The following is a 24302-nucleotide window of genomic DNA, read 5'->3' as shown; positions in this document are numbered from 1 at the left end:
GCCGGTGAGCGCGAATGTGGGTGGCGGGGACGAACGGGTCGAGGGGACCTGGCAGACGTTGCGCCGGGGGCTGGCGCTCTCGCCCGAGCTACGTACCGGACTGGCCGGCACGATCGCCCTGGCGCTGGTCTACATGGTCGGCCGGGTGGCGGTCCCGGTCGCCGTGCAACGCGGCATCGACCAGGGGATCGCCGTACCCGGTGGTCCGGACCTCGGGGTGATCGTCACGGTGGTCACCGCCACCACGGCGGTGCTGGTGGTCACCACCGCCTGTGGGTACCTGATGATGCGGCGGCTGTTCACGGTCAGCGAGACCGCACTGGCCAACGTCCGGACCAGGGCGTTCCGGCACGTGCACGACCTGTCGATGCTGCACCAGCAGTCCGAGCGGCGCGGTTCGCTGGTCTCCCGGGTGACCAGCGACGTCGACCAGATCACCCATTTCCTCCAGTGGGGCGGGGTCATCCTCCTGGTCAACCTGGGCCAGCTCGTGGTCACCACGGCGGTGATGCTGGCGTACTCCTGGCAGTTGACGCTGGTGGTGCTCGTCGCGTTCACCCCGGCGGTGCTGATGATCCGGCTGCTGCAGCGCCGGTTGGCCGGGGCGTACGGGGTGGTCCGGCAGCGGATGGGCACCCTGCTCGGCACGATCGCCGAGAGCGTGGTGGGTGCGCCGGTGATCCGGGCGTACGGGGTGTCCGGGCGGACGGCCCGCCGGCTGGACGAGGCGATCGACGGGCAGCGGGTGGCCCAGCAGCGGGCGATCCGGATCAGCATCATGGGCAGCTCGGTGGGGGAGTTGGCGGCCGGGGTGGCACTGGCCGGGGTGGTGGTGGTCGGGGTGTCGCTCGGGGTGGACCGGACGCTGTCCGTCGGCCAGCTCACCGCCTTCCTCTTCCTGGTCACCCTCTTCATCCAGCCGGTGCAGATCGCCACCGAGGTGCTCAACGAGGCGCAGAACGCCATTGCCGGCTGGCGGCGGGTGCTCGACGTGCTCGACATCGCGCCGGACGTGGCCGACCCGGGCGAGCAGGGTCGGGAGCTGCCGGCCGGGCCGTTGGACATCCGCTTCGCCGGGGTGACGTTCGCCTATCCGGGTGGGCCGCCGGTGCTGCACGGCGTCACCCTGGACATCGCGGCGAAGAGCCGGGTGGCGGTGGTCGGCGAGACCGGCAGCGGCAAGACCACCTTCGCCAAGCTGCTCACCCGGCTGATGGACCCGACGCAGGGGCGGGTGCTGCTGTCCGGGGTGCCGCTGGACGAGGTGCGGTTCGACTCGTTGCGGTCCCGGGTGGTGATGGTGCCGCAGGACGGGTTCCTGTTCGACGCCACGGTCGGGGAGAACGTCCGCTTCGCCCGCCCCGAGCTGACCGACGCGCAGCTCACCGCCGCGTTCACCGAGCTGGGGCTGGCCGACTGGTTGGACGGTCTGCCGGCGGGTCTGGCCACTGCGGTGGGGGAGCGGGGGGAGGCGTTGAGCGTCGGGGAGCGGCAGCTGGTGGCGCTGGCCCGGGCGTACGTGGCGGATCCGGATCTGCTGGTGCTGGACGAGGCGACGAGCGCCGTCGACCCGGCCACCGAGGTACGCCTGCAACGCACCCTGGACGCGGTGACCCGGGGTCGTACCACGCTGGCCATCGCGCATCGCCTCTCCACCGCGCAGGCCGCCGACGAGGTGGTGGTGGTGGACCGGGGTCGGATCGTGCAGCGCGGCCCGCACGAGGAACTCCTCCGTGACCCCGACTCGGTCTACGGCCTGCTCTACGCCTCCTGGTTGGAACAGACCCGCTGACCGGCCGGCACCGGACACCGCCCTGCCACCTGCTGTGGACGCTTCGGCTGGCTGGTTGGCGCAGGCCCGCTGACGTCCGGCGCGGTGCCGGTGACGGGCGACCGGCCGCCGGGTCCGTGCCGCCGAGCAGCGTGTCCCTGCGGAATCGGCGGTCGGTGGACGTGGTCGCCCGGGTGCTCTACGCTGCGGGTTAGGTAAGGCTAACCTTTATCGGAGGTGCCCGGTGGCCCCGACCCCTGCTGAGCTGATCCGTACCCTGGTGGCCGGTCGGCTGCCCGGCCTGGTGCATCTCGCCCACCGACCCGGGCCGTTCCACGTCCGGCACGCCACCGACGTGGAGGGGCGGGTGCTGCTGCTCGTCCCGGTCTTCAGCGACCTGGCCGCCGAGCTCGACCCGGGGGTCGCCCGGGACGTCGCCGTGGTGCTCGACGTGCTCGATCTGCCTCCGGCCGCCGGAGCGCCCTCGGCCGGCCGGGCCTGGGTCTCCGGCTGGGCGGTGCCACTGGACGGAGAGTCGGCCCGTCGCGCCGCCGTCGACTTCGCCGCCGTGGACCCGACCGGCGACCTGCTCGACGTCGGGAGCCGCTTCCGGCTGCACCGCTTCGAGGTGGTCGAGGCCCGGCTGGAGACCGCCGGTGTGGTGCACCGGGTCGATCCCGGCGAGTACGCCGCCGCCGAGCCGGACCCGCTGCACGCCGACGAGGCCGCGCTGCTGGCCGATCTCGCCAACCGCCACGGGCCGGAGACGGTCGCGTACCTGCGCGGTCGGCTCCGGCTGACCGGCGACGAGCCCCGGGTGGTACGCCTGGACCGCTACGGCCTGGTCGTGGCGTACGGCCGACCCGGCGACCGCCGCCGCACCCGCCTGCCGTTCCCCCACCCGGCCACCGACCCGGCGGACCTGCCCCACCTCCTGCACCCCCTGCTCCACCTCCCCACCCCCGCCCACCCCCACCCCTGACCCCCACCCCCGCTCCCACCCCCGCCCCCTGCCCCGGTGATCAAGAGGTTTGCGTCATGCCGGGCGGCTTTCGTGACGTAAACCTCTTGATCACCGGGACGGGGCATCACCGGGGCAGGGCATCACCGGGGCGGGGCGTCGCCGGGGCAGGGCGTCGCCGGGGCGGGGTTAGGGGAGGGGGGCGGTGAGGTAGCGGTGGATGGTGGGGCCGAGGGTTGTGGCCAGGGTGTCGGGGGTGGCGGAGGCGACCGGTTCGAGGCGGATGACGTAGCGCATCATGGCCAGGCCGATCATCTGGGTGGCGACCAGGGCGCCGCGCAGCGGCCGTTCCGCCGGGTCGAGGTCGAGCTGGTCGAGCACCCGGCGCAGCACCTGGGGGGTCAGGAACTCGCGCATCAGCCGGGCCGTCCACTCGTTGTTGCTCGCCGAGCGGAGCAGCGCCACCGCCGCCCCGCCGGCCGGCGAGTCCCACACCCCGAGGAACGTGCGGACCAGCCGTTCCCCGATCCCGTCCGGGTCGCCGGCCAGCACGGCGGGCAGCAGCGCGGCCGGGTCGACCGGGATGTCGACGGTGGCCCGGAACAGCTCCTCCTTGCTGCCGAAGTAGTGGTGGACCAGGGCCGGATCGACCCCGGCGGCGGTGGCGACCTGCCGGATCGAGGTCGCGTCGAAACCGCGTTCGGCGAACGCCGACCGGGCGGCGGCGAGGATCGCCTCCCGGGTGTCCTGGTTGCCGGGGCGGCGGCCGGTGCGTCGGGTCACCGGGCTCACCCGCTGCGCCGGCGCAGGGTCGCCGCCGCCAGCACCAGGGCCACCACCGCCGCGCCGGCCACGATCGACACGTCGCGCCACATCAGGCCGGTCGGTGTGGGGTGCGCGCCGACCTCCTGGAGCGCCTCCACCGCGTACGACAGGGGCAGCGCGTCGCTGACGGCCTGGAGCCAGCCGGCCATCTGGTCGCGCGGCACGAACAGCCCGCACAGGAGCAGTTGCGGGGCGACCACGACCGGCATGAACTGCACCGCCTGGAACTCGGTGCGGGCGAAGGCGCTGCACAGCAGCCCCAGCGCGACGGCCAGCACCGCGTTGACCGCGGCGATCAGCACGACCAGCGCGGCGGACCCGGCGGTGGTCAGCCCGAGCAGCCGGTACGCCGCGGCGGCGGCGACGGTCGACTGGACCACCCCGGCCAGCCCGAACGCGATGCCGTAGCCGAAGAGCAGGTCGAGCTTGCCCAGCGGGGTGGTGAGCAGCCGTTCCAGCGTCCCGCTGGTGCGTTCCCGGAGCATCGCGATGCTGGTCACCAGGAACATGATGATGAACGGGAAGAAGCCCAGCATCACCAGGGCCACCCGGTCGAAGGGGGACGGTCGCCCGGGTGGGGCGGGCTGGTCGGCGTACATGTAGTAGACCAGGGTGAGCAGCACCGTCGGCACCACCACCAGCAGCGCCACCGTACGCCGGTCGTGTCGCAGTTGACGCAGGATGCGCCCGGTGGTGGCGGCCAGGATCGTCGGGTTCACGCCGCCTCCCCGATGTCCGCCGGGCCGGCCTCGCCGGCCCGGATGAGGCGCAGGAACGCCTCTTCCAGGTCGTCCACCCCGGTCGCGGCGCGGACCGCGTCGGGGGTGTCGTCGGCGATCAGCCGGCCGTGGCGGATCAGCAGCAGCCGGTCGCAGCGGGCCGCCTCGTCCATCACGTGGCTGGACACCAGCAGGGTGGTCCCGGCGGCGGCCAGGGCGTGGAACCGGGCCCACAGGTCGGCCCGTAGCACCGGGTCCTGCCCGACGGTGGGCTCGTCGAGGACGACCAGTTCCGGTTCGCCGACCAGCGCGCAGGCCAGTGAGGCCCGGCTGCGTTGCCCGCCGGAGAGGGTGCCGACCAGTTGGCCGGCGGCGGCGGCCAGGCCGACGTCGGTGACCGCCGCGTCGGCGTCGGCGGCGGTACGCCCCTGGAGGGCGGCGAAGTAGCGGGCGTTCTCCCGGACCGTCAGGTCGACGTAGACGCTGGGGGCCTGGGTCAGGTAGCCGACCCGGCGGCGTAGCTCGGCCGCGCCGGCCGGTCGACCCAGCACGGTGACCGTGCCCGAGTTGATCGTCTGCACCCCGACCACGGCCCGCATCAGGGTGGTCTTGCCGCTGCCGCTCGGGCCGAGCAGCCCGGTGACCGCGCCGCGCGGCACCGTGCAGCCGATGCCGTCCAGCACCCGTCGTCGACCCCGGTCGACGACCAGGTCGCGGACGGCGATGGCGTCGTCCATCGCGCCTCCTCAAAACTCATCTTGTGTTGAAATCAACGCTAGATGAATTACCCGGTGTCGCGCAACGGTTGACTTCGAGCACGCTCGAACTGAGAACCTGGGGCACGTGGACATCAGCACGCGGGAGAGAGTCCTGTCGGTCGGCGAGGCGGCGGCCCGGGTCGGCCTGACCACCTACACACTGCGCTGGTACGAACAGGAAGGGCTGGTCGCCCCGGTCGGCCGCGACTCGGCCGGCCGCCGCCGCTACACCGAGGCCGACCTGAACTGGCTGATGCTGCTCACCCGGCTGCGCCGCACCGGCATGCCCGTGCGTGACATGCGCCGGTACGCCGAGCTGGCCCGCCAGGGCGACCGGACGCGGGCCGCCCGACGGGCGCTGTTCGAAGCCCACCGGGTCCGGGTACTGACCCGGATGGCCGAACTGGAGGAGGACCTCAAGGTGCTCAACTACAAGATCGAAATCTACCGTTGCGCGGAGGAGGGGCGATGATCCGTCGACAGCTGGGGGCCGACGGTCCGGAGGTCTCCGCGATCGGCCTGGGCTGCATGGGGATGAGCTTCGCCTACGGCGGGCCGGACGACGCGGAGTCGACGCGCACCCTGCACCGCGCCCTCGACCTGGGGGTGAACCACCTCGACACCGCCGACATGTACGGCTTCGGCGCCAACGAGCGGCTGCTCGCCCCGGTGGTGCGGGCCCGCCGCGACGAGGTCTTCCTGGCCACCAAGTTCGGCAACCGACGCACCCCCGACGGCACCGGGGTCCGCGTCGACAGCAGCGCGGCCTGGGCCCGGGAGGCCTGTGACGCCTCCCTCGGGCGGCTCGGGGTCGACACCATCGACCTGTACTACCTGCACCGCCGTGACCCGGGCACCCCGATCGAGGAGACCGTCACGGCGATGGCCGAGCTGGTCGAGGCGGGCAAGGTGCGCCGGCTCGGCCTGTCCGAGGTCAGCCCGGCGACCCTGCGTACGGCCCACGCGGTGCACCCGATCTCGGCCGTGCAGATGGAGTACTCCCTGTTCACCCGGGACGTCGAGGGGGAGATGCTGGACACCTGCCGGGAGTTGGGGGTGGCCCTGGTGGCGTACTCACCGGTCGGGCGGGGGCTGCTCACCGGGGCGATCACCGGGCGGGACCAGCTCGCCGAGGGTGACTGGCGGGCGGCGGCTCCCCGCTTCGCGGCGGAGAGCCTCGACGCCAACCTGCGCCTGGTGGCCGCCGTCCGGGCGGTGGCCGACGAGATCGGCTGCACGCCGGCCCAGGCCGCCCTGGCCTGGCTGCTCGCCCAGGGCCCGGACGTGCTCCCGATCCCGGGCACCAAGCGGGTCCGCTACCTGGAGGAGAACACCGCCGCCGCCGATCTGCGGCTCACCGCCGCCCAACAGGCCCGGTTGCGGGAGGCGGTCCCCGCCGACGCGGTGGCCGGCGAGCGGTACGCGGCAGCCGGGATGCGGACGGTCGGCCACTGACCTGCGCCGGTCGCCTCTCTCGCCACGAACGGCCCGATCCGGTCACCTCGGCCGGTGTCCGGATCGGGCCGCGTGCTCAGGCGACCGTCAGCACCTGCGGCCCTACCCTCGGATCGGGCGCTAGCCTTCTTACCGGTCTTTAGCCCCGACCCGGGCTTCAGCCTTCGGACCGGGCGCTAGCCTTCTGACCGGACAGGATGTCCGCCTTCGGGCATTGCGGACCTGATCGGACGTACGGCACGATGGCGCGGTGGATCACGCTCCGTTGCCGGAGGCCGCCTTCCTGGCCGACTGGACCGACCGGTTACGGGCCTCCGCCGAGCGTCCGGTGGTCGGGATTCTGCTGCGCGGCAGCCACGCCCGGTCAGCCGCCACCGCCTACAGTGACGTCGACCTCGACGTCCTGGTCACCGCGACCGGCCGGCCCGTCCCGGCGGATCCGTGGCACCTGTCACCGCTGTCGGACCCGTCACCGCCCTCGGACCCGGCGTCCCCGCCCGGTGCGGGGCCGTCGGCCCTGTCGCGCCGGGCCGCTGCGCCGGGGCCGCCCGAGCGGGTCGGTCCCGCGCCGGGCCCGCGCCGGGCCGGTCCGCCGTCCGCGCCGGGCCCGACCGGTCCGGCCCGGCAGACGACCCCGGTCGACGCCGACCGCGCCGGTCCGGGTGGCACGGGCCGGCCGGCCGAGACGCCGTACGACACCCGTCGCGCCTACCTGACCGAGGTCGACGGGCGGATCGTGCACGTCTCGGTGGCCGCGCGGGACGTCCGCACCTGGGTCGACCGGCTGGGCGAACCCGCCGACTGGGCGTTCGGGCTGCCGGTGACCACCCCCACCCGGCTGCTCTGGGCCGACCCGACCTGGCGTCGCCGGATCGACCTGCCCGTGCTCTGCCAGCCCGCCGACCAGCCCCGGCTGGAGGAGCTGGTCGCCACCCTCGGCAAGGTGGCCGGGGCGCTGGCCGCCGACGACCCGCTCGGCGTCCGGCTGGCCGCCGCCGACCTGGCCCGGCTCTGCCCGTGCGTGCTGCGCCCGGCCAACCCGGGGTGCGGGTGGTGTCCCGCCGGGCCGCCTTCGCCGCCGCCCTGGACCTGCCGGTCGCGCCGCCGGGCTACCGCGACGACATGCTGCGCTGCCTGGGGGTACGCCCCGCTGCCGCCGCCGAGGTCGGCGTCGCCGCGGCCCGCCTGGTGGCCGGGGTGCTCCCGCTGGTCCGCCCGTACGCCGATCGGATCGCCGAGACGGCCGGCCCGGACCTCGCCCTGGCGCTGCACGATGGCCGGCTGGACCGCTACGTCGCCCAGTTGTCCCGGGCGGTCGGGGACGGGGCGCAGGTGCCCGCACCGCGTGCGGGACAATCGGGAACTGTGCCCGTACCTGACTCTGCCCCCAGCGACGGCGGACCCGCCGACGCGGCCCGCCCGTCCCGTCTCGACCCGGCCATCGCCGCCCGGCTGCGCCGCACCCCGGACGGCCTGGTGGCCGCAGTCGTGCGCCAGCACGACACCGGCGAGGTGCTGATGGTCGCCTGGATGGACGACGAGGCGCTGCACCGCACCCTCACCACCGGCCGGGCCACCTACTGGTCGCGCAGCCGGCAGGAGTACTGGGTCAAGGGCGCCACCTCCGGCCACCACCAGTACGTCCGTTCGGTGGCGTTGGACTGCGACGGCGACGCGCTGCTGGTCGGCGTGGACCAGGTCGGCGCTGCCTGCCACACCGGCGAACACACCTGCTTCTTCACCGAACTCCCGGTCACCGGTCAGGGGGTCCAGCGATGACCGACGGTGCGCTCAGCCCGGATCTCGCGGGGTTCGTGGCGGCGGCGGCCCGGTGGCGGGTGGTGCCGGTGACCCGCCGGCTGCTGGCCGACGCGGAGACCCCGGTGGGGGTCTACCGCAAGCTGGCCGGCGGGCCGGGAACGTTCCTGCTGGAGTCCGCCGAGCAGGGTGTCGGTTCGGCCGGCATGGCCTGGTCGCGGTACTCGTTCATCGGGGTGCGCAGCAGCGCCACCCTGGTCGAACGGGACGGCGTCGCGCAGTGGACCGGCACCCCGCCGGCCGGCGTTCCGGTCTCCGGCGACCCGGTGCACGTGCTGCGGGAGACCGTCGAGGCGCTCGCCGGTGGCACCCCGGACCCGGCGGCGGGCCTGCCGCCGCTGACCGGTGGCATGGTCGGCTACCTGGGGTACGACCTGATCCGCCGGTTCGAGCGGTTGCCCGAGCTGACCGAGGACGACCTCGGGGTGCCGGAGTTGGGCATGATGCTCGCCACCGACCTGGTGGTGCTGGACCACTACGACGGGTCGGCGATCCTGGTCGCCAACGCGGTGCTGCCACCGCTTACCGACCCGGACCGGGCCGACCGGGTCACCGCCGCCTACCACCACGCGGTGGGGCGGCTCGACGCGATGACCACCGCGTTGTCCCGACCGATTCCGCCCATGATCTCGACGGTGGGTCGGCCACCGGCCGGCGACGTGGTCAGCCGCACCCCGGACGGCGGCTACCCGAAGGCGGTCGAGGCGGCGAAGGAGGCGATCCGGGCCGGCGAGTGCTTCCAGATCGTGCTGGCCCAACGCTTCGAGCGGGCCACCGACGCCGACCCGCTGGACGTCTACCGGGTGCTGCGGACGACCAACCCGAGCCCGTACATGTACCTGCTGCGCTTCGACGGGTTCGACATCGTCGGCTCGTCCCCGGAGGCGCACCTCAAGGTCAACGCCGACACCGACGGGCAGCGGCGGGCGATGTTGCACCCGATCGCCGGCACCCGGCCGCGCGGGTCCACCCCGGTCGCCGACGCCCGGCTCGCCACCGAGCTGCTGGCCGACCCGAAGGAACGCGCCGAGCACGTGATGCTTGTCGACCTGGGCCGCAACGACCTGGGCCGAGTCTGCCAGCCGGGCACCGTGCAGGTGCCGGAGTTCGCCACCATCGAGCGGTACAGCCACGTGATGCACATCGTCTCCACGGTGGTGGGCACCCTGCGCGAGGACCGGACGGCCTTCGACGCGCTGGCCGCGACCTTCCCGGCCGGCACCCTGTCCGGGGCCCCGAAGGTCCGCGCCATGGAGATCATCGAAGGGCTGGAGCCGGTGCGCCGAGGGCTCTACGGCGGCACCGTGGGCTACTTCGGGTTCGGCGGCGACCTCGACATGGCGATCGCGATCCGGACCGCGCTGATCCGCGACGGCCGGGCGTACGTGCAGGCCGGGGCGGGGGTGGTGGCCGATTCTGATCCGGCCGCCGAGGACCAGGAGACCCGGAACAAGGCCGCCGCCGTGCTGGCTGCCATCGCCGCCGCCGAGACCCTGCGACCGGCCCGGTGAGCGGCACCGCCTCCGACGGTCCGGCTGTCCCCGACGGTTCGGCGGAATCCGGCGGTTCGGCCACCTCCGGGCGGCGTGAGCTGGCGTACGCCGTGCTGCTCTGCCTGGCGGGGGCGGGCCTGGCCACCTGGACGGCGACCCGCACCTGGTCGGTGGAGGTGCTCGCCCGGGGGGCGTTGCCGCCGGCCCGGCAGGACCGCTCCGGGGCGGACCTGCTGCCCTGGCTGTCCGCGTTGGCGCTGGTCGCGTTGGCCGGTGGCGGTGCGGTGCTGGCCACCCGGGGGCGGCTGCGGCGGCTGCTGGGTGGTTTCGTCGCCCTGCTCGGCCTGGCGGTGGCGGCCGGTGGCGGTTACGGGCTGGCCGTCGACCCGGGGGCTGAGGCGCACCGGCAGTGGCCGGCGCTCTGCCTGCTCGGCGGCCTGGTGGCGGCCGGAGGCGGGTTGCTCACCGCGCTGCGCGGCGCGGGTTGGCCGACGATGGGTGCCCGCTACGAGCGGACGGCGCGCGCCACCGGGCCGGACCGGCCCGACGGTCGGCCGATCGCCGAGGGGGCAACCGGGCGGCGTGGGACGCGCTCGACCGGGGTGAGGACCCGACGGTCAGCTGACCGGCTGCGGCGCGCAGGTGGCGCGCTGGTCCCGAACGGCCCGCCGGTCCTGACCCAGGTGCCGGTCCCGGGCCGCGGCCCGGGTGGCGGCCAGCTCGGCGACCAGGCGGTCCAGCTCGGCGCGCTGGTCGGCGCGCGCCCGGTCGGCGCAGACCGCCTCCCAGGCGTTGCCCCGGGCGGTGCGTACCCGCCCCTCGCCCGCGACGACCCGTTCCAGGGTGTGCACCACCTCGACGGCCAGCGAGGCGACGGTTCGGGAGATGGTGGTGAGTCCGATGCCGGCGTTCGGCCCCGCAGTGCTCATAGGTCACCCCGCACGATGAGATCCGATGGTGGGCAGGCGCATGGTCGAGTCTGCCCGAAACCGATGCTGCCCGGTTCACGTTTCGCCCTGGTGACGGGCCGGTCAACGGCCCCCACCTGCACCGGGCGGAGATCCTTGAGTTTCGTCACAGCCGCCTCGACCGGGCCGAGCTGCGCGGTGCGCCGGAACGTGATCTCATAACGCATATGGGCGTCTATCGATGGTCCGGGCGGCTCCGGACGACGGATGTCGATGACACCCGCCGACGGGTACGGTGGCGCTGTGTGACATTCCGTTCACCGGAGGTCCGGCATCATGCCACAGCCCATCTCGTGAGGAGCGCCATACCCCCGGCACTTGTCGCCAGGTGGCGCCCCCTAGCATCGGCCCATGACACCCGGAGAGGGGAGTCCGTTGGTGACTGCTGAGCATGCGCACGCAGAGGGGGACGGGGCCGGTTCGGCGGCGTCCGCAAGCGTGCTCGACGAGATCCTGGCCGGCGTCCGCGAGGATGTGGCGCGACGGCAGGAGCAGCTTCCGCTGGAGCGGTTGCGCGAACTGGCCGCCGCCGCGCCGCCGCCGCTGGACGCGTACGCGGCCCTGCGCAAGCCCGGCGTGGCCGTGATCGCCGAGGTGAAGCGTTCCTCACCGAGCCGGGGCCGACTGGCCGAGATCGCCGACCCGGCCGAGCTGGCCGGCGAGTACGCCTCGGGTGGTGCCCGGGCGATCAGTGTGCTGACCGAGGGGCGCTGGTTCGGTGGCTCACTCGACGACCTGGCGGCGGTGCGGGCTGCGGTGCAGGTGCCGGTCCTGCGTAAGGACTTCGTGGTCTCCAGCTACCAGGTGCACGAGGCCCGGGCGCACGGTGCCGACCTGGTGCTGCTGATCGTCGCCGCGCTGGAGCAGAACGCCCTGGTCGGGTTGCTGGAGCGGATCGAGTCGCTCGGCATGTGCGCGCTGGTCGAGGTGCACACCGAGGAGGAGGCCGACCGGGCCCTGGAGGCCGGCGCGCAGGTGATCGGGGTCAACGCCCGTGACCTGCGTACCCTGGAGGTCGACCGGTCGGTGTTCGAACGGATCGCCCCCGGCCTGCCGAGCAGCGTCGTCAAGATCGCCGAGTCCGGCGTGCGCGGTCCGCACGACCTGATCCGGTACGCCTCGGCCGGCGCCGACGCCGTCCTGGTGGGCGAGGGGCTGGTCACCCAGAAGAGCCCCCGTGAGGCGGTCGCCGAGCTGGTCAACGCCGGGAACCACCCGGCCACGCCCCGCCCGGCGCGCTGACCCGACGGGCAGATCTGCGCAGCGAGAGGACATCGCGATGAGCGAGCGCGAGCGATTCGTCACCGGCGACGCGACGGGGCGTCGGCGCGCGGACGGCCGGGGAGCGACGGCATGAGCGCCGACGTGACGACCCCGGCCGGCCAGTTTCCCGACTCCGCCGGTCACTTCGGCCGGTTCGGCGGCCGGTTCGTCCCCGAGGCGCTGGTCGCTGCGCTCGACGAGCTGGACGCCGCGTACCGCAAGGCGATGACCGACGAGGAGTTCCTCGCCGAGTTCGCGGCCCTGCTGCGCGACTACGCCGGCACCCCCTCCCTGCTCTACTCCGCCGAGCGGTTCTCCGCCAAGATCGGTGCCCGGGTCCTGCTCAAGCGGGAGGACCTCAACCACACCGGCGCGCACAAGGTGCGCAACGTGCTGGGCCAGGCGCTGCTCACCCGGCGGATGGGCAAGCGGCGGGTGATCGCCGAGACCGGCGCCGGTCAGCACGGGGTGGCCACCGCCACCGCCGCCGCCCTGTTCGACCTCGACTGTGTGGTCTACATGGGCGAGGTGGACACCGAGCGGCAGGCGCTCAACGTGGCCCGGATGCGGATGCTGGGGGCCACCGTGATCCCGGTGACCACCGGCTCGCGCACCCTCAAGGACGCGATGAACGAGGCGATGCGGGACTGGGTCGCCAACGTCGACGACACCCACTACCTGATCGGCACCGCCGCCGGCCCGCACCCGTTCCCGGAGATGGTCCGCGACTTCGTGCGCGGCATCGGCGACGAGGCCCGCCAGCAGTGCCTCGACCTGACCGGTGGGCTGCCCGACGCGGTGCTCGCCTGCGTCGGCGGCGGCTCCAACGCGCTGGGCATCTTCCACGCCTTCGTGCCCGACACCGACGTGCGGCTGTACGGCTTCGAGGCCGGCGGCGAGGGCGTGGACACCGACCGGCACGCCGCCAGCATCACCGGCGGCACCCCCGGGGTGCTGCACGGCGCCCGCACGTACGTGCTGCAGAACGCCGACGGCCAGACCGTCGAGTCGCACTCGATCTCCGCCGGCCTGGACTATCCCGGCGTCGGCCCGGAGCACGCGTGGCTGCACGACAGCGGCCGGGCCCGCTACCAGCCGGTGACCGACCGGGAGGCGATGGCCGCGTTCGAGCTGCTCTGCCGCACCGAGGGGATCATCCCGGCGATCGAGAGCGCGCACGCCCTCGCCGGCGCGGTGCAGATCGCCCCGCAGCTCGCCGCCGAGCTGGGCCGGGAACCGCTCCTCGTGGTCAACCTCTCCGGCCGGGGCGACAAGGACGTGCACACCGCCGGTGAATACTTCGGCATCCTCGACAAGGAGCAGTGAGACCGTGAGCCGGATCGGGGTGGCCTTCGACAAGGCCCGGGCCGACGGGCGGGCCGTCCTGGTCGGCTGCATGCCGGCCGGGTTCCCCACCGTCGAGGGCAGCATCGCCGCGATGACCGCGATGGTCGAGGCCGGGGTGGACGTCATCGAGGTGGAGATCCCCTACTCCGACCCGGTGATGGACGGCCCGGTGATCCAGAAGGCCAGCGACATCGCCCTGGCCGGTGGCGTCCGTACCGCCGACACGCTGCGCATCATCGAGGCGGTCGCGGCCACCGGGGCACCCGTGGTCACCATGACCTACTGGAACCCGATCGAGCAGTACGGGGTGGACGCGTTCGCCCGGGACCTGGCCGCCGCCGGGGGCACCGGCCTGATCACCCCCGACCTCATTCCCGACGAGGCCGGCGAGTGGCTGGCCGCCTCGGACGCGTACGGGCTGGACCGGACGTTCCTGGTCTCCCCGTCGTCCACGGACGCCCGGCTGCGGATGACCGTCGAGCACTGCCGGGGCTTCGTCTACGCCACCGCCATCATGGGGGTGACCGGGGCCCGCTCCCAGACCTCGGACGCCGCCCCGGTGCTGGTCTCCCGGCTGCGGGAGGTCACCGAGCTGCCCGTCGGGGTGGGTCTCGGCGTCGGCACCGGCGCGCAGGCGGCCACCGTCGCCGGGTACGCCGACGGGGTGATCGTGGGTAGCGCGCTGATCCGCCGGCTGCTGGACGCCCCGGACCTCGACGCGGGGTTGGCCGCCCTGCGTACCCTCTCCGCCGAGCTGGCCGAGGGCGTCCGCAACCCGACCCGCTGAGCCCGCACCCGGCCGGCCCGTCCCACCCTGCCGTCCGTCGCCGAGGTGCGGTACGGCTCGGATTGATCAACTCAGTGGGGGCGCGACGGCGGTGTCCGCTGCGGCGGAATGCTGCCATTTCGCCCCACGGGTGGCGTCCGTCGGGCGACCGGACGACGGGGTTGCATGGTCGGGTGGCAGGTCTGACCGGACCGGGTGCCACGGTGGGGCTCCGCAGCGGTAGCCTGTGCACCCGTGACCCACGTCTCGATGACGCCCCTGGCGGCGCTGCCCAGCCCGACGACCGCCGTCTGGCAGCTCGGGCCGGTCCCGCTGCGGGCGTACGCCCTCTGCATCGTCGCCGGCATCGTGATCGCCTGTCTGGTGACCGAGCATCGGCTGCGCCAGCGTGGCGTCGCCCCCGGCGCGGTGCTCGACATCGCGGTCTGGGCGGTCCCGACCGGCATCATCGGCGCCCGGATCTACCACGTGATCACCTCACCCGAGAAATACTTCGGCACCGGCGGTGACCCCTGGAAGGCGTTCGCCATCTGGGAGGGCGGTCTCGGCATCTGGGGTGCCGTCGCCGGTGGCGCGGTCGGTGCCTGGATCGCCGCCCGGCAGCTCGGCATCCCGCTGACGGTGGTGGCCGACGCCCTCGCCCCGGGCCTGCCGCTGGCCCAGGCGGTGGGCCGGCTCGGCAACTGGTTCAACAACGAGCTGTACGGCGGGCGGACCAGCCTGCCGTGGGGCCTGGAGATCCACCGGATGGACCCGGACAATCCCGGGCACGCGCTGCGCGACGACGCCAACCAGCCCATCCTGGAGCCCGGCCTCTACCATCCGACGTTCGCCTACGAGGCGCTGTGGAACCTCGGCGTCGCCGGCCTGGTGTTCGCCCTGGACCGGCGGTTCAAGCTGGGGCGCGGCCGGGCCTTCGCGCTCTACGTGATGGGTTACACCGCCGGCCGGTTCTGGATCGAGCTGATGCGCAGCGACGAGGCGAACCGGATCCTCGGGGTCCGGCTCAACGTGTGGACCGCCGGGCTGGTCTTCCTCGGCGCGCTGATCTACTTCCTGCGGGTGCGGGGCCCCCGGGGTTACCTGATCCCGATCGACGCCCCCGCGCCGGCTCCGGTGACCGGCGGCGACGTCTCCCAGGTCGACCTGTCCCAGACCGGCAAGGGGTCCGCCGCGACGGTCGCGCCGGTGGGCTACCAGGTGGTCGACGAGGAACAGTTCACCGCGTACCGGGAGACCGGGGTACGGCCCGACGGACCCGCCGCCGACGACGCGGCGGCGACCGACGACCAGCCTGCGGGCCACGACGACCAGCCTGAAGGCCACGACGACCAGCCGGCGGGCCACGACGACCAGCCGGCGGAGCCCGACCGGCTCAGCGGCGGTGCGGAGGCGGGGGCCGGCGGCGACCGGGCCGCCGGGACCGGCGCGGGTGACGACGTCGACGCGTCAGCGGGGGCCGGCGGCGCGGGTGGCCGGCCCGCCGACCGGGACAACTGAGCGGGCCCGGCATGCGCAGCGCGGTGGTGGTCGGCGCCGGGCTCGGCGGACTGTCGGTGGCCGGCGCGCTGGCCCGCTCCGGCTGGCAGGTCACCCTGCTGGAACGGGCCGACCGGGTCCGCCCGGAACCCACCGCCGTGGTGCTCTGGCCCAACGGGGTACGCGCGTTGCGGGTACTCGGCCTCGGCGCCGGCCTGGACGCCATCGCCACCCCGCTGCCCGACGGCGGTATCCGCCGCCCCGACGGTCACTGGCTGGCGCAGCCCCGGCCCACCCCGGCCGACCGGATGCCGGTGGTGGTGCACCGGGAGGATCTGCACGACGCCCTGATCGCCGGCCTCGGGGACCGGGTCGAGCTGCGGACCGGGGTCGTGGTGGACAGCGTCCGGGCGAACCCCGACGAGCGGCCCGGGGTCGGGCTGAACGGGCAGTTCGTCGAGGCGGACCTGGTGGTCGCCGCCGACGGCACGGACAGCGTGCTGCGCCGTCAGCTCGCCCCCGAGGCCAGCGTGGTCAGTTCCGGCTGCGCCGCCTGGCGGGCGGTGATCCCCTGGTACCGGGTGCCGGTGCCGGCCGACCAGCCGGTCGGTGGTGAGGTGCTGGGCGCCGGTTACCGGTTCGTGGCGGCCTCGCTCGGCGAGCGGGGGTCGTCCGGCGCGTCCCGTCGAGGTGGCGTCTACTGGGTGGCCACCGCCGCCGGTGCGCCCCGCCCGGAGTCCCCGCAGACCCAGCTCGCCCTGCTCAAGCGGTGGTACGCGGGCTGGCCCGCCCCGATCGGTGATCTCCTGGCGGCCACCGAACCCGCCGACCTGGTGCAGCAGGAGGTGCGTGAGTTGCGTCCGCTGCCCCGGGCGTACGGCTTTCCCGCCGGGCCGGGCGGGGTGGTGCTGCTCGGCGACGCCGCCCACGCCATGCCACCGCACCTGGGACAGGGCGCCTGCCTGGCCTTCGAGGACGCGGCCACCCTGTCGTCGCTGCTGCGCGAGTCCCGGTTGCCCGACGCCGTGCTGGCGTACGACCGGTTGCGCCGTCCCCGGGCGGCCACCGTGGTCCGGCAGACCCGCCGGATGTCGGCGGTGCTCCAGACCCGGGGCCGGCTGGCCCTGCGCGCCCGCGACGCGGCGCTCGGCACGATCAGCCCCCGCCTGCTCTCCGGTGCCGCCGCCGCAGCCGCCGCCTGGCGCCCCCACCCACCCCCTGACCCGCTGCCCCCGGCTCGCCCGCCCCGCCCCGCCTGCCCCGCCCCGCCCCGCCTGCGCGGCCGTCCCCGGGCCGGTGATCAAGAGGTTTACGTCATGCGCGGCCCATTTCCTGACGCAAACTTCTTGATCACCGAGCCGGGGCGGGGCGAGCCGAGCCGAGCCGGGACGAGCTGGGGCGGGGCGGGGGAGGGACAGGGGCTGTTAGAGGAGGGCGGTGGGTTCGGCTATGCAGGCGGTGCCGATGCGGCGGAAGCCGACGCGCAGGTAGATGCGGGCGACGTCCTCGCTGCCGGCGGAGAGGAAGACCAGGTCGGTGCCGGCGGCGCGCAGGGTGCGGGCCAGAGTGGCGGTGACCGCGGCGGCGAGGCCCCGGCGGCGGGCGGCCGGCAGGGTGGCGACCCCGGCGACCTCGGCGACGTCGTCGACCCGCATCGCCATCCCGCTGGCCAACGCGCCGTCGTCAGGCGTCCAGGCGACCGCCGACAGTCGCCGGCCGGCGGCGATCGCGGCCCGCTCCTCGTCGAGGGCGGCCACGTCCAGCTCGGTCATCGCGGCGTCCCGTTCGGCCGGGCCGGCGGCGCCGGGGGCGGTGCCGGCGGCGGAGAAACCGACCGCGGCGACCGCGCGGCGGGCCGCCACGTCGAGCGCGAAGCCGGGCGCGTCCGGGTCCAGCACCCGCACCGGTACGTCGGTGAGCGTCGCCGGGTCGGCCGGGATCACCTGCGGGTCGAGCACCATCAGCGGGGCCTCCAGCACGCTCAGGCCGGCGGCCCGGGCGGTGGCGAGCAGGTCCGGGGTGGTCTCGTGCACCCACTCGAACGCCTCGGGCAGGCCCAGCTCACGCTGCCGTTCCCGGACGGTGTGCAGGTCGGCCAGCGACGGTGGCGCGGTGGCGTCCAGGCGGGGGCGGGCATAGAACGGCCAACCGACCCCGTCCCGGGCGAACAGCACCAGGCCGCCGTGTTCCTCGGCGCGGGCGGCGTCCCGGGGCACCGCGTCATAGAAGCGTTCCAACCGGTCGAACAGGTCGCGGTGCGCAGGATCCACCGCGCGAGACTACACGTCCCAGAGTCTGGAAGGTGTGATCAATCCGCACTGGCCCTGCCCGGGTCGCCCTAACGTAGACTCAACAGACCGCCCAGGGCCGACGTCGTCCCGACCATGAAACAACCTGAGTGACGACAGGAGACCCGGTGGCCCTTCCGTACCCGCACAGCCCGCAGCCGGTCCCTTCCGCGACCGGTCTGTACGACCCGGCGCACGAGCACGACGCGTGCGGGGTGGCCTTCGTGGCCGACCTCCACGGGCGGCGCTCCCATGCGGTGGTGGCGAACGGCCTCGGTGCGCTCTGCCGGCTCGACCATCGTGGCGCCCGGGGCGCCGAGCAGAACACCGGCGACGGCGCGGGCATCATGATCCAGGTGCCGGACGCGTTCCTGCGTGCGGTGGTGGACTTCCCCCTGCCCCCCGCCGGCCAGTACGCCACCGGTCTGGTCTTTCTCCCCGACGACGACGGCGGTGAGGCCCGCGCCCGTCAGGTGGTGGAGAAGTACGCCCTCGTCGAGGGGGCCGAGGTGCTCGGCTGGCGCGACGTGCCGACCGACCCGAGCGGGCTCGGTGAGACGGCGTTGGCGGCGATGCCCCGGATCCGGCAGCTCTTCCTGGCCGCGCACCGGCTCACCGACACCCCGGCGGGTCCGGCCGGTTCCCCGCTGTCCGGCATCGACCTGGACCGGGTGGCGTTCTGCGTGCGTAAGCAGGCCGAGCGGGAGACCGCCGAGCGGGGGGTGACCGCCTACTTCCCGTCGCTGTCGGCGCGGACGATGACCTGGAAGGGCATGCTCACCCCCGACCAGCTGCCGGAGTATTTCCCGGAGCTGACCGACGAGCGGGTCGACAGCGCGATCGCGCTGGTGCACTCCCGGTTCTCCACCAACACCTTTCCGTCCTGGCCGTTGGCCCACCCGTACCGGTTCATCGCGCACAACGGCGAGATCAACACGATCCGCGGCAACCGGAACTGGATGCAGGCCCGCGAGGCGCTGCTGCGTAGCCCGCACCTGCCCGGCAACATCCGCCGGGTGTTCCCGGTCTGCACTCCGGCCGCTTCCGACTCGGCCAACTTCGACGAGGTGCTGGAGTTGCTGCACCTGGCCGGCCGGAGCCTGCCGCACGCGGTGCTGATGATGATCCCGGAGGCGTGGGAGAACGACCCGGCGATGCGCCCGGACAAGCGCGCGTTCTACCGGTTCCACGCCAGCCTGATGGAGCCGTGGGACGGGCCGGCCTCGGTCGCCTTCACCGACGGTGAGATCGTCGGGGCGGTGCTGGACCGCAACGGCCTGCGGCCGGGGCGCTGGTGGCGGACCGCCGACGGGCTGGTGGTGCTGGGCAGCGAGGCGGGCGTGCTCGACCTCGACCCGGCCTCGGTGGTCGCCAAGGGCCGCCTCCAGCCGGGCCGGATGTTCCTGGTGGACACGGTCAACGGCCGGATCGTCTCGGACGACGAGATCAAGACCGAGTTGGCTGCCGCCCAGCCGTACGACGAGTGGCTGCACGCCGGCCTGATCGACCTCGGTGACCTGCCCGCCCGGGAGCACGTGGTCTACACCCACGACTCGGTGCGCCGGCGGCAGCAGACCTTCGGTTACACCGAGGAGGAGCTGAAGATCCTGCTCGCCCCGATGGCCCGTACCGGGGCGGAGCCGCTGGGCTCGATGGGCACCGACACCCCGATCGCGCCGCTGTCGACCCGGCCCCGGCTGCTCTACGACTACTTCCACCAGCTCTTCGCGCAGGTCACCAACCCGCCGTTGGACGCGATCCGGGAGGAGTTGGTGACCAGCCTGGCGTCGACCATCGGCCCGGAGGGCAACCTGCTGGACCCGGGTGCGGCGAGCTGCCGGCAGATCGTGCTGCCCTACCCGGTGATCGACAACGACGAGCTGGCGAAGCTGCTCGACGTCGACGAGGACGGTGACCTGCCCGGCTTCAAGGCGGTCCGGGTGTCCGGGCTCTACCGCATCCGCGACGGCGGGGCCGGCATCAAGGCCCGGTTGACCGAGATCTGCCGGCACGTGTCCGAGGCGATCGAGGACGGCGTGCGCATCCTGGTGCTGTCCGACCGGGACTCCAACGCCGACCTGGCGCCGATCCCGTCGCTGCTGCTGACCGCGGCGGTGCACCAGCACCTGGTGCGGGAGCAGACCCGGACCCAGGTGGCGCTGATCGTGGAGTCCGGTGACTGCCGCGAGGTGCACCACGCGGCGGTGCTCATCGGGTACGGCGCGGCGGCGGTCAACCCCTACCTGGCCTTCGAGTCGGTGGAGGACATGATCGCCACCGGGGCCCTGGTCGGGGTGGAGCCGGCGAAGGCGGTCCGCAACTACGTCAAGGCGCTCGGCAAGGGCGTCCTCAAGATCATGTCCAAGATGGGCATCTCGACGGTGTCGTCGTACTGCGGCGCGCAGGTCTTCGAGGCCGTCGGCCTGGACACCCGGCTGGTCGACCGCTATTTCCGGGGCACCCCCAGCACCATCGGCGGGATCGGGCTGGCCGGGATCCACACCGAGGTCGCCGCCCGGCACGGGCAGGCCTGGCCGACGCCCGGCACCGTCGGCTCCACCCGGCTGGAGGTGGGCGGCGAGTACCAGTGGCGGCGCGAGGGTGAACTGCACCTGTTCAACCCGGAGACGGTCTTCCTGCTCCAGCACGCCACCCGCAGCCGCCAGTACGACGTGTTCCGCCAGTACACCGCCAAGGTCGACGAGCTGGCCGCCCAGGCCGGTTCGCTGCGCGGGCTGTTCACCCTGCGGACCGGGCTGCGTCCGGCGGTGCCGATCGAGGAGGTCGAGCCGGCCACCGAGATCGTCAAGCGGTTCGCCACCGGCGCCATGTCGTACGGGTCGATCTCGGCGGAGGCGCACGAGACGCTGGCCATCGCGATGAACCGGCTCGGCGGCAAGTCCAACACCGGCGAGGGCGGCGAGGACGTCGACCGGCTGCACGACCCGGCACGCCGCTCGGCGGTCAAGCAGATCGCCAGCGGACGCTTCGGGGTGACCAGCGAATACCTGGTCAACGCCGACGATCTCCAGATCAAGATGGCGCAGGGCGCGAAGCCCGGCGAGGGTGGGCAGCTGCCCGGCAACAAGGTGTGGCCGTGGATCGCCCGCACCCGGCACGCCACCCCCGGCGTCGGCCTGATCTCCCCGCCGCCGCACCACGACATCTACTCCATCGAGGACCTCGCCCAGCTCGTGCACGACCTCAAGTGCGTCAACCCGGCCGCCCGGGTGCACGTCAAGCTGGTCAGCGAGGTCGGTGTGGGCACCGTCGCGGCCGGGGTCGCCAAGCTCAAGGCCGACGTCATCCTGATCTCCGGGCACGACGGCGGCACCGGCGCGTCCCCGCTCAACTCGCTCAAGCACGCCGGCACCCCCTGGGAGTTGGGCCTGGCCGAGGCGCAGCAGACGCTGCTGCTCAACAAGCTGCGTGACCGGGTCACCGTGCAGGTCGACGGCCAGCTCAAGACCGGCCGGGACGTGGTGGTGGCGATGCTGCTCGGCGCGGAGGAGTTCGGTTTCGCCACCGCCCCGCTGATCGTCGAGGGCTGCGTGATGATGCGGGTCTGCCACCTCGACACCTGCCCGGTCGGCATCGCCACCCAGAACCCGGTGCTGCGGGAACGCTTCACCGGCCGGCCGGAGTTCGTGGAGAACTTCTTCCTCTTCCTCGCCGAGGAGGTCCGCGGCTACCTGGCCGAGCTGGGCTTCCGCAGCATCGAAGAGGCGATCGGGCAGACCGAGGTGCTCGACATCGTACCGGCGATCGACCACTGGAAGGGCCACGGCCTCGACCTGGCCCGGGTGCTGCACACCCCGCAGCTGCCCGAGGGTGCCGCCCGGCGCGGTGTCCGCGCCCAGGACCACGGCCTGGAGCTGGCCCTGGACAACGAGCTGATCGCGCTGGCCCAACCGGCGCTGCGCGACGGCAGCCCGGTCCGGGTGGAGGTGGCGGTGCGCAACGAGCACCGCAGCGTCGGCGCGATGCTCGGCGGCGAGGTGACCCGCCGGCACGGCGGCGCCGGCCTGCCGGACGACACCGTCGAGTTCGTGCTGCGCGGCACCGCCGGGCAGTCCTTCGGCGCGTTCCTGCCGCGCGGGGTGACCCTGCGACTGCACGGCGACGCCAACGACTACGTCGGCAAGGGGCTCTCCGGGGGCCGGATCGTGATCCGCCCGGACGCCGCCGCGCCGTTCGTCGACCCCGAGGCCACCGCCGGGCAGCGCGCCGAGGACCAGATCATCGCCGGCAACACCATCCTGTACGGGGCCACCGGCGGTGAGCTGTTCCTGCGCGGCCGGGTGGGGGAGCGCTTCGCGGTGCGTAACTCCGGTGCGGTGGCCGTCGTCGAGGGCGTCGGCGACCACGGTTGCGAGTACATGACCGGTGGCACGGTGGTGGTGCTCGGCGAGACGGGCCGTAACTTCGCCGCCGGCATGTCCGGTGGGACGGCGTACGTGCACCGGTTGGACACCGGCCGGGTCAACGCGGAACTGGTCGACCTGTCCCCACTGCGCGACGCCGAGCGGGAGTTGCTGCACGACCTGGTGCAGCGGCACGTCGCGGAGACCGACTCGGCGGTCGGCGCGGAGTTGCTCAAGAACTGGCCGGAGGCGGTGGAGGAGTTCACCGCCGTGGTCCCCCGGGACTACCGCCGGGTTATGGAGATCATGAAGGCCGCCGAAGCCGCCGGCCGCGACGTCGACGACGCGGTCATGTCTGCGCTGACCGCGTCGGTGCCGCCCGCCGCGCGGGTGGTCGCCCAGGAGGTGGCTCGTGCCTGACCCGAATGGTTTCCTGCGTTACGAGCGGCAGTTGCCGGCCCGTCGCCCGGTGGCGGTGCGGATCACCGACTGGCGCGAGGTGTACCCGCCCGCCGGGGCCGAGCTGATCCGGGAGCAGGCCACCCGGTGCATGGACTGCGGCATCCCGTTCTGCCACGACGGCTGCCCGCTGGGCAACCGCATCCCGGACTGGAACGACCTGGTCCGCACCGGCACCTGGGACGCCGCGGTCGAGTCGCTGCACGCCACCAACAACTTCCCCGAGTTCACCGGCCGGCTCTGCCCGGCGCCCTGCGAGGCGGCCTGCGTGCTGGGTCTGGGCGGCCAGCAGCCGGTCACCATCAAGCAGGTGGAGGTGGAGATCGCCGACGCGGCGGTGGCCCGGGGCGGGCTGAACCCCCGCCCGGTGCCGGCGTCGACCGGGCGGTCGGTCGCCGTGGTCGGTTCCGGGCCCGCCGGGCTCGCCGCCGCCCAGCAACTGGCCCGCGCCGGTCACGCCGTCACGGTGTACGAGCGGGACGACGCGATCGGCGGTCTGCTGCGTTACGGCATCCCCGATTTCAAGCTGGAGAAGCAGCACATCGACCGGCGGCTGGCCCAGCTCGCCGCCGAGGGCGTGCAGTTCCGCACCGGGGTGAACGTCGGGGTCGACGTGACCGCCGAGGAGCTGCGGGCCCGGCACGACGCGGTGCTGCTGGCCTGTGGCGCGCTCCAGGGCCGGGACACCCCGGAGACGCCCGGTCGGCCGCTGCGCGGCGTCCACCAGGCGATGACCCACCTGGTCGCCGCCAACCGGGTGGTCGCGGCGGCCGGGGACGGTCGACCCGCGCCGGCGGTGCTGCCCGACGGCACGCCGATCGACGCGGCCGGCAAGCACGTGGTGATCATCGGTGGTGGCGACACCGCCGCCGACTGCCTGGGCGTGGCCCACCGGCAGGGCGCGGCCGGCGTCCACCAGCTCGATCTCTACCCGGAGCCGCCGCACGGCCGCGACGCCGAACGGGACCCGTGGCCGACCTGGCCGTGGGTGCTGCGCAACTACCCGGCGCACGAGGAGGGCGGGGAGCGGGTCTTCGCGGTGGCCGTGCAGGAGTTCGTGGACGACGGCACCGGTCAGGTCAAGGGCGTCCGGATCGCCGAGGTGACGGTGGAGCGGCGCGACGGCCGACGGGTGGTCACCGCGCTGCCCGGCTCCGAGCGGGAACTCCCGGCGGACCTGGTGCTGCTGGCCATCGGCTTCGAAGGCACCGAGGAGCAGCCGCTGCTGGCCCAGTTCGGGGTGGTCCGCAACGCCCGGGGTGCGGTCGACGCCCGCCCCGACTGGCAGACCGACGCCGACGGGGTGTTCGTCGCCGGGGACATGCACCGGGGGGCGTCGCTGATCGTCTGGGCGATCGCCGAGGGGCGGGCCGCCGCCGCGGCGATCCACTCCTACCTGGGTGGGGTGGGTGACCTGCCGGCCCCGGTCGACCCGGCCCGCCAGCCCCTCGCCGCCCGCTGACCCCCGCCCGTCGAACGGTGGCCGTCAGCCGACCTGGTCTCCGGGTCGGCTGACGGCCCGACCTTGTGGCACGGCCTGTGGCACG

Annotated in this window: 18 protein-coding genes and 3 pseudogenes; 15 read left to right on the top strand and 6 right to left on the bottom strand. The window is 74.0% G+C overall.

Annotated elements, in window-relative coordinates; translation table 11 throughout:
* The first annotated feature begins 4 nt into the window (after window positions 1–4).
* Together ACQP2H_RS21720 and ACQP2H_RS21715 are read left to right on the top strand one after the other, a co-directional pair.
* Complete coding sequence (locus tag ACQP2H_RS21720) at window positions 5–1792, top strand: ABC transporter ATP-binding protein (RefSeq protein WP_308290857.1); 1788 nt, start codon at window positions 5–7, stop codon at window positions 1790–1792.
* A gap of 223 nt (window positions 1793–2015) precedes the next feature.
* Complete coding sequence (locus ACQP2H_RS21715) at window positions 2016–2753, top strand: DUF2470 domain-containing protein (RefSeq protein ID WP_433228658.1); 738 nt, start codon at window positions 2016–2018, stop codon at window positions 2751–2753.
* Window positions 2754–2921: 168 nt separating this feature from the next.
* Here the strand turns inward: ACQP2H_RS21715 and ACQP2H_RS21710 are convergent, their stop codons facing one another.
* The 3 genes from ACQP2H_RS21710 to ACQP2H_RS21700 are packed head-to-tail and all read right to left on the bottom strand — an operon-like array spanning window position 2922 to window position 5013.
* Window positions 2922–3515 (bottom strand): TetR family transcriptional regulator, encoded by a 594-nt coding sequence (locus ACQP2H_RS21710; RefSeq protein ID WP_433228656.1) that lies wholly within the window; start codon window positions 3513–3515, stop codon window positions 2922–2924.
* Between the two features lie 5 nt (window positions 3516–3520).
* On the bottom strand, window positions 3521–4276 hold the full coding sequence (locus tag ACQP2H_RS21705; RefSeq protein ID WP_219463877.1) for an ABC transporter permease: 756 nt from the start codon (window positions 4274–4276) through the stop codon (window positions 3521–3523).
* On the bottom strand, window positions 4273–5013 hold the full coding sequence (locus ACQP2H_RS21700; RefSeq protein WP_219463875.1) for an ABC transporter ATP-binding protein: 741 nt from the start codon (window positions 5011–5013) through the stop codon (window positions 4273–4275). Before ACQP2H_RS21700 ends, ACQP2H_RS21705 begins: the two co-directional genes overlap by 4 nt.
* Window positions 5014–5119: 106 nt before the next feature.
* Between ACQP2H_RS21700 and ACQP2H_RS21695 the strand changes: the two genes are divergently transcribed.
* Complete coding sequence (locus tag ACQP2H_RS21695) at window positions 5120–5506, top strand: MerR family transcriptional regulator (protein ID WP_208569696.1); 387 nt, start codon at window positions 5120–5122, stop codon at window positions 5504–5506.
* The gene (locus tag ACQP2H_RS21690; protein ID WP_219463872.1) at window positions 5503–6489 is read left to right on the top strand and encodes an aldo/keto reductase; all 987 of its coding nucleotides are present in this window, start codon (window positions 5503–5505) and stop codon (window positions 6487–6489) included. The genes ACQP2H_RS21695 and ACQP2H_RS21690 overlap by 4 nt, the downstream gene beginning before the upstream one ends.
* 708 nt (window positions 6490–7197) lie before the next feature.
* Here the strand turns inward: ACQP2H_RS21690 and ACQP2H_RS21685 are convergent.
* A complete protein-coding gene (locus ACQP2H_RS21685; RefSeq protein WP_433233771.1) occupies window positions 7198–7422 on the bottom strand; it encodes a hypothetical protein in 225 nt (74 codons plus the stop codon).
* On the opposite strand from ACQP2H_RS21685, the pseudogene ACQP2H_RS21680 reads away from it, so the two are divergent.
* From ACQP2H_RS21680 to ACQP2H_RS21665, 4 genes and pseudogenes are all read left to right on the top strand, one after another.
* Window positions 7373–7647: pseudogene (locus ACQP2H_RS21680) on the top strand (phosphoribosyl-AMP cyclohydrolase); the annotation flags it as partial. The gene ACQP2H_RS21685 and the pseudogene ACQP2H_RS21680 overlap by 50 nt on opposite strands.
* Before the next feature lie 207 nt (window positions 7648–7854).
* Window positions 7855–8268 (top strand): phosphoribosyl-AMP cyclohydrolase, encoded by a 414-nt coding sequence (gene hisI / locus ACQP2H_RS21675; RefSeq protein WP_308291109.1) that lies wholly within the window; start codon window positions 7855–7857, stop codon window positions 8266–8268.
* Complete coding sequence (locus tag ACQP2H_RS21670; RefSeq protein ID WP_357014006.1) at window positions 8265–9818, top strand: anthranilate synthase component I; 1554 nt, start codon at window positions 8265–8267, stop codon at window positions 9816–9818. Before hisI ends, ACQP2H_RS21670 begins: the two co-directional genes overlap by 4 nt.
* Window positions 9815–10425: pseudogene (locus ACQP2H_RS21665) on the top strand (Trp biosynthesis-associated membrane protein). Before ACQP2H_RS21670 ends, ACQP2H_RS21665 begins: the two are co-directional and overlap by 4 nt.
* Here ACQP2H_RS21665 and ACQP2H_RS21660 read toward each other — a convergent pair.
* Entirely contained in the window at window positions 10418–10729 is a 312-nt protein-coding gene (locus ACQP2H_RS21660; protein ID WP_433228654.1) for a hypothetical protein, read from the bottom strand. The pseudogene ACQP2H_RS21665 and the gene ACQP2H_RS21660 overlap by 8 nt on opposite strands.
* A 477-nt stretch (window positions 10730–11206) precedes the next feature.
* On the opposite strand from ACQP2H_RS21660, the gene trpC reads away from it, so the two are divergent.
* The 5 genes and pseudogenes from trpC to ACQP2H_RS21635 all read left to right on the top strand — a co-directional run.
* Window positions 11207–12010: an indole-3-glycerol phosphate synthase TrpC gene (trpC, locus tag ACQP2H_RS21655; protein ID WP_176738808.1), complete on the top strand. Its 804-nt coding sequence runs from the start codon at window positions 11207–11209 to the stop codon at window positions 12008–12010.
* A gap of 111 nt (window positions 12011–12121) precedes the next feature.
* Window positions 12122–13357: a tryptophan synthase subunit beta gene (gene trpB / locus ACQP2H_RS21650; RefSeq protein ID WP_433228652.1), complete on the top strand. Its 1236-nt coding sequence runs from the start codon at window positions 12122–12124 to the stop codon at window positions 13355–13357.
* A 4-nt stretch (window positions 13358–13361) separates the two neighbouring features.
* Window positions 13362–14165, top strand: a complete 804-nt coding sequence (gene trpA / locus ACQP2H_RS21645; protein ID WP_208569690.1) for a tryptophan synthase subunit alpha — start codon at window positions 13362–13364, stop codon at window positions 14163–14165.
* A gap of 234 nt (window positions 14166–14399) precedes the next feature.
* Window positions 14400–15665, top strand: a complete 1266-nt coding sequence (lgt, locus tag ACQP2H_RS21640) for a prolipoprotein diacylglyceryl transferase (protein ID WP_433228650.1) — start codon at window positions 14400–14402, stop codon at window positions 15663–15665.
* An 11-nt stretch (window positions 15666–15676) separates the two neighbouring features.
* Window positions 15677–16852 (top strand): annotated as a pseudogene (locus ACQP2H_RS21635) (FAD-dependent oxidoreductase); the annotation flags it as partial.
* 216 nt (window positions 16853–17068) lie between these two features.
* On the opposite strand, the gene ACQP2H_RS21630 reads toward ACQP2H_RS21635, so the two are convergent.
* Window positions 17069–17914 (bottom strand): GNAT family N-acetyltransferase, encoded by an 846-nt coding sequence (locus tag ACQP2H_RS21630; RefSeq protein ID WP_219463864.1) that lies wholly within the window; start codon window positions 17912–17914, stop codon window positions 17069–17071.
* A gap of 146 nt (window positions 17915–18060) precedes the next feature.
* Between ACQP2H_RS21630 and gltB the strand changes: the two genes are divergently transcribed.
* Complete coding sequence (gene gltB, locus ACQP2H_RS21625; protein WP_357536943.1) at window positions 18061–22716, top strand: glutamate synthase large subunit; 4656 nt, start codon at window positions 18061–18063, stop codon at window positions 22714–22716.
* Window positions 22709–24217: a glutamate synthase subunit beta gene (locus ACQP2H_RS21620; protein ID WP_208569686.1), complete on the top strand. Its 1509-nt coding sequence runs from the start codon at window positions 22709–22711 to the stop codon at window positions 24215–24217. Before gltB ends, ACQP2H_RS21620 begins: the two co-directional genes overlap by 8 nt.
* The last annotated feature ends 85 nt before the right edge of the window (window positions 24218–24302 follow it).

It is taken from the genome of Micromonospora sp. CA-248260, assembly GCF_050942205.1.
In the GTDB taxonomy this organism is placed as follows: Bacteria; Actinomycetota; Actinomycetes; order Mycobacteriales; family Micromonosporaceae; genus Micromonospora; species Micromonospora antibiotica.
This window is presented reverse-complemented; position numbering and strand designations above follow the sequence as displayed.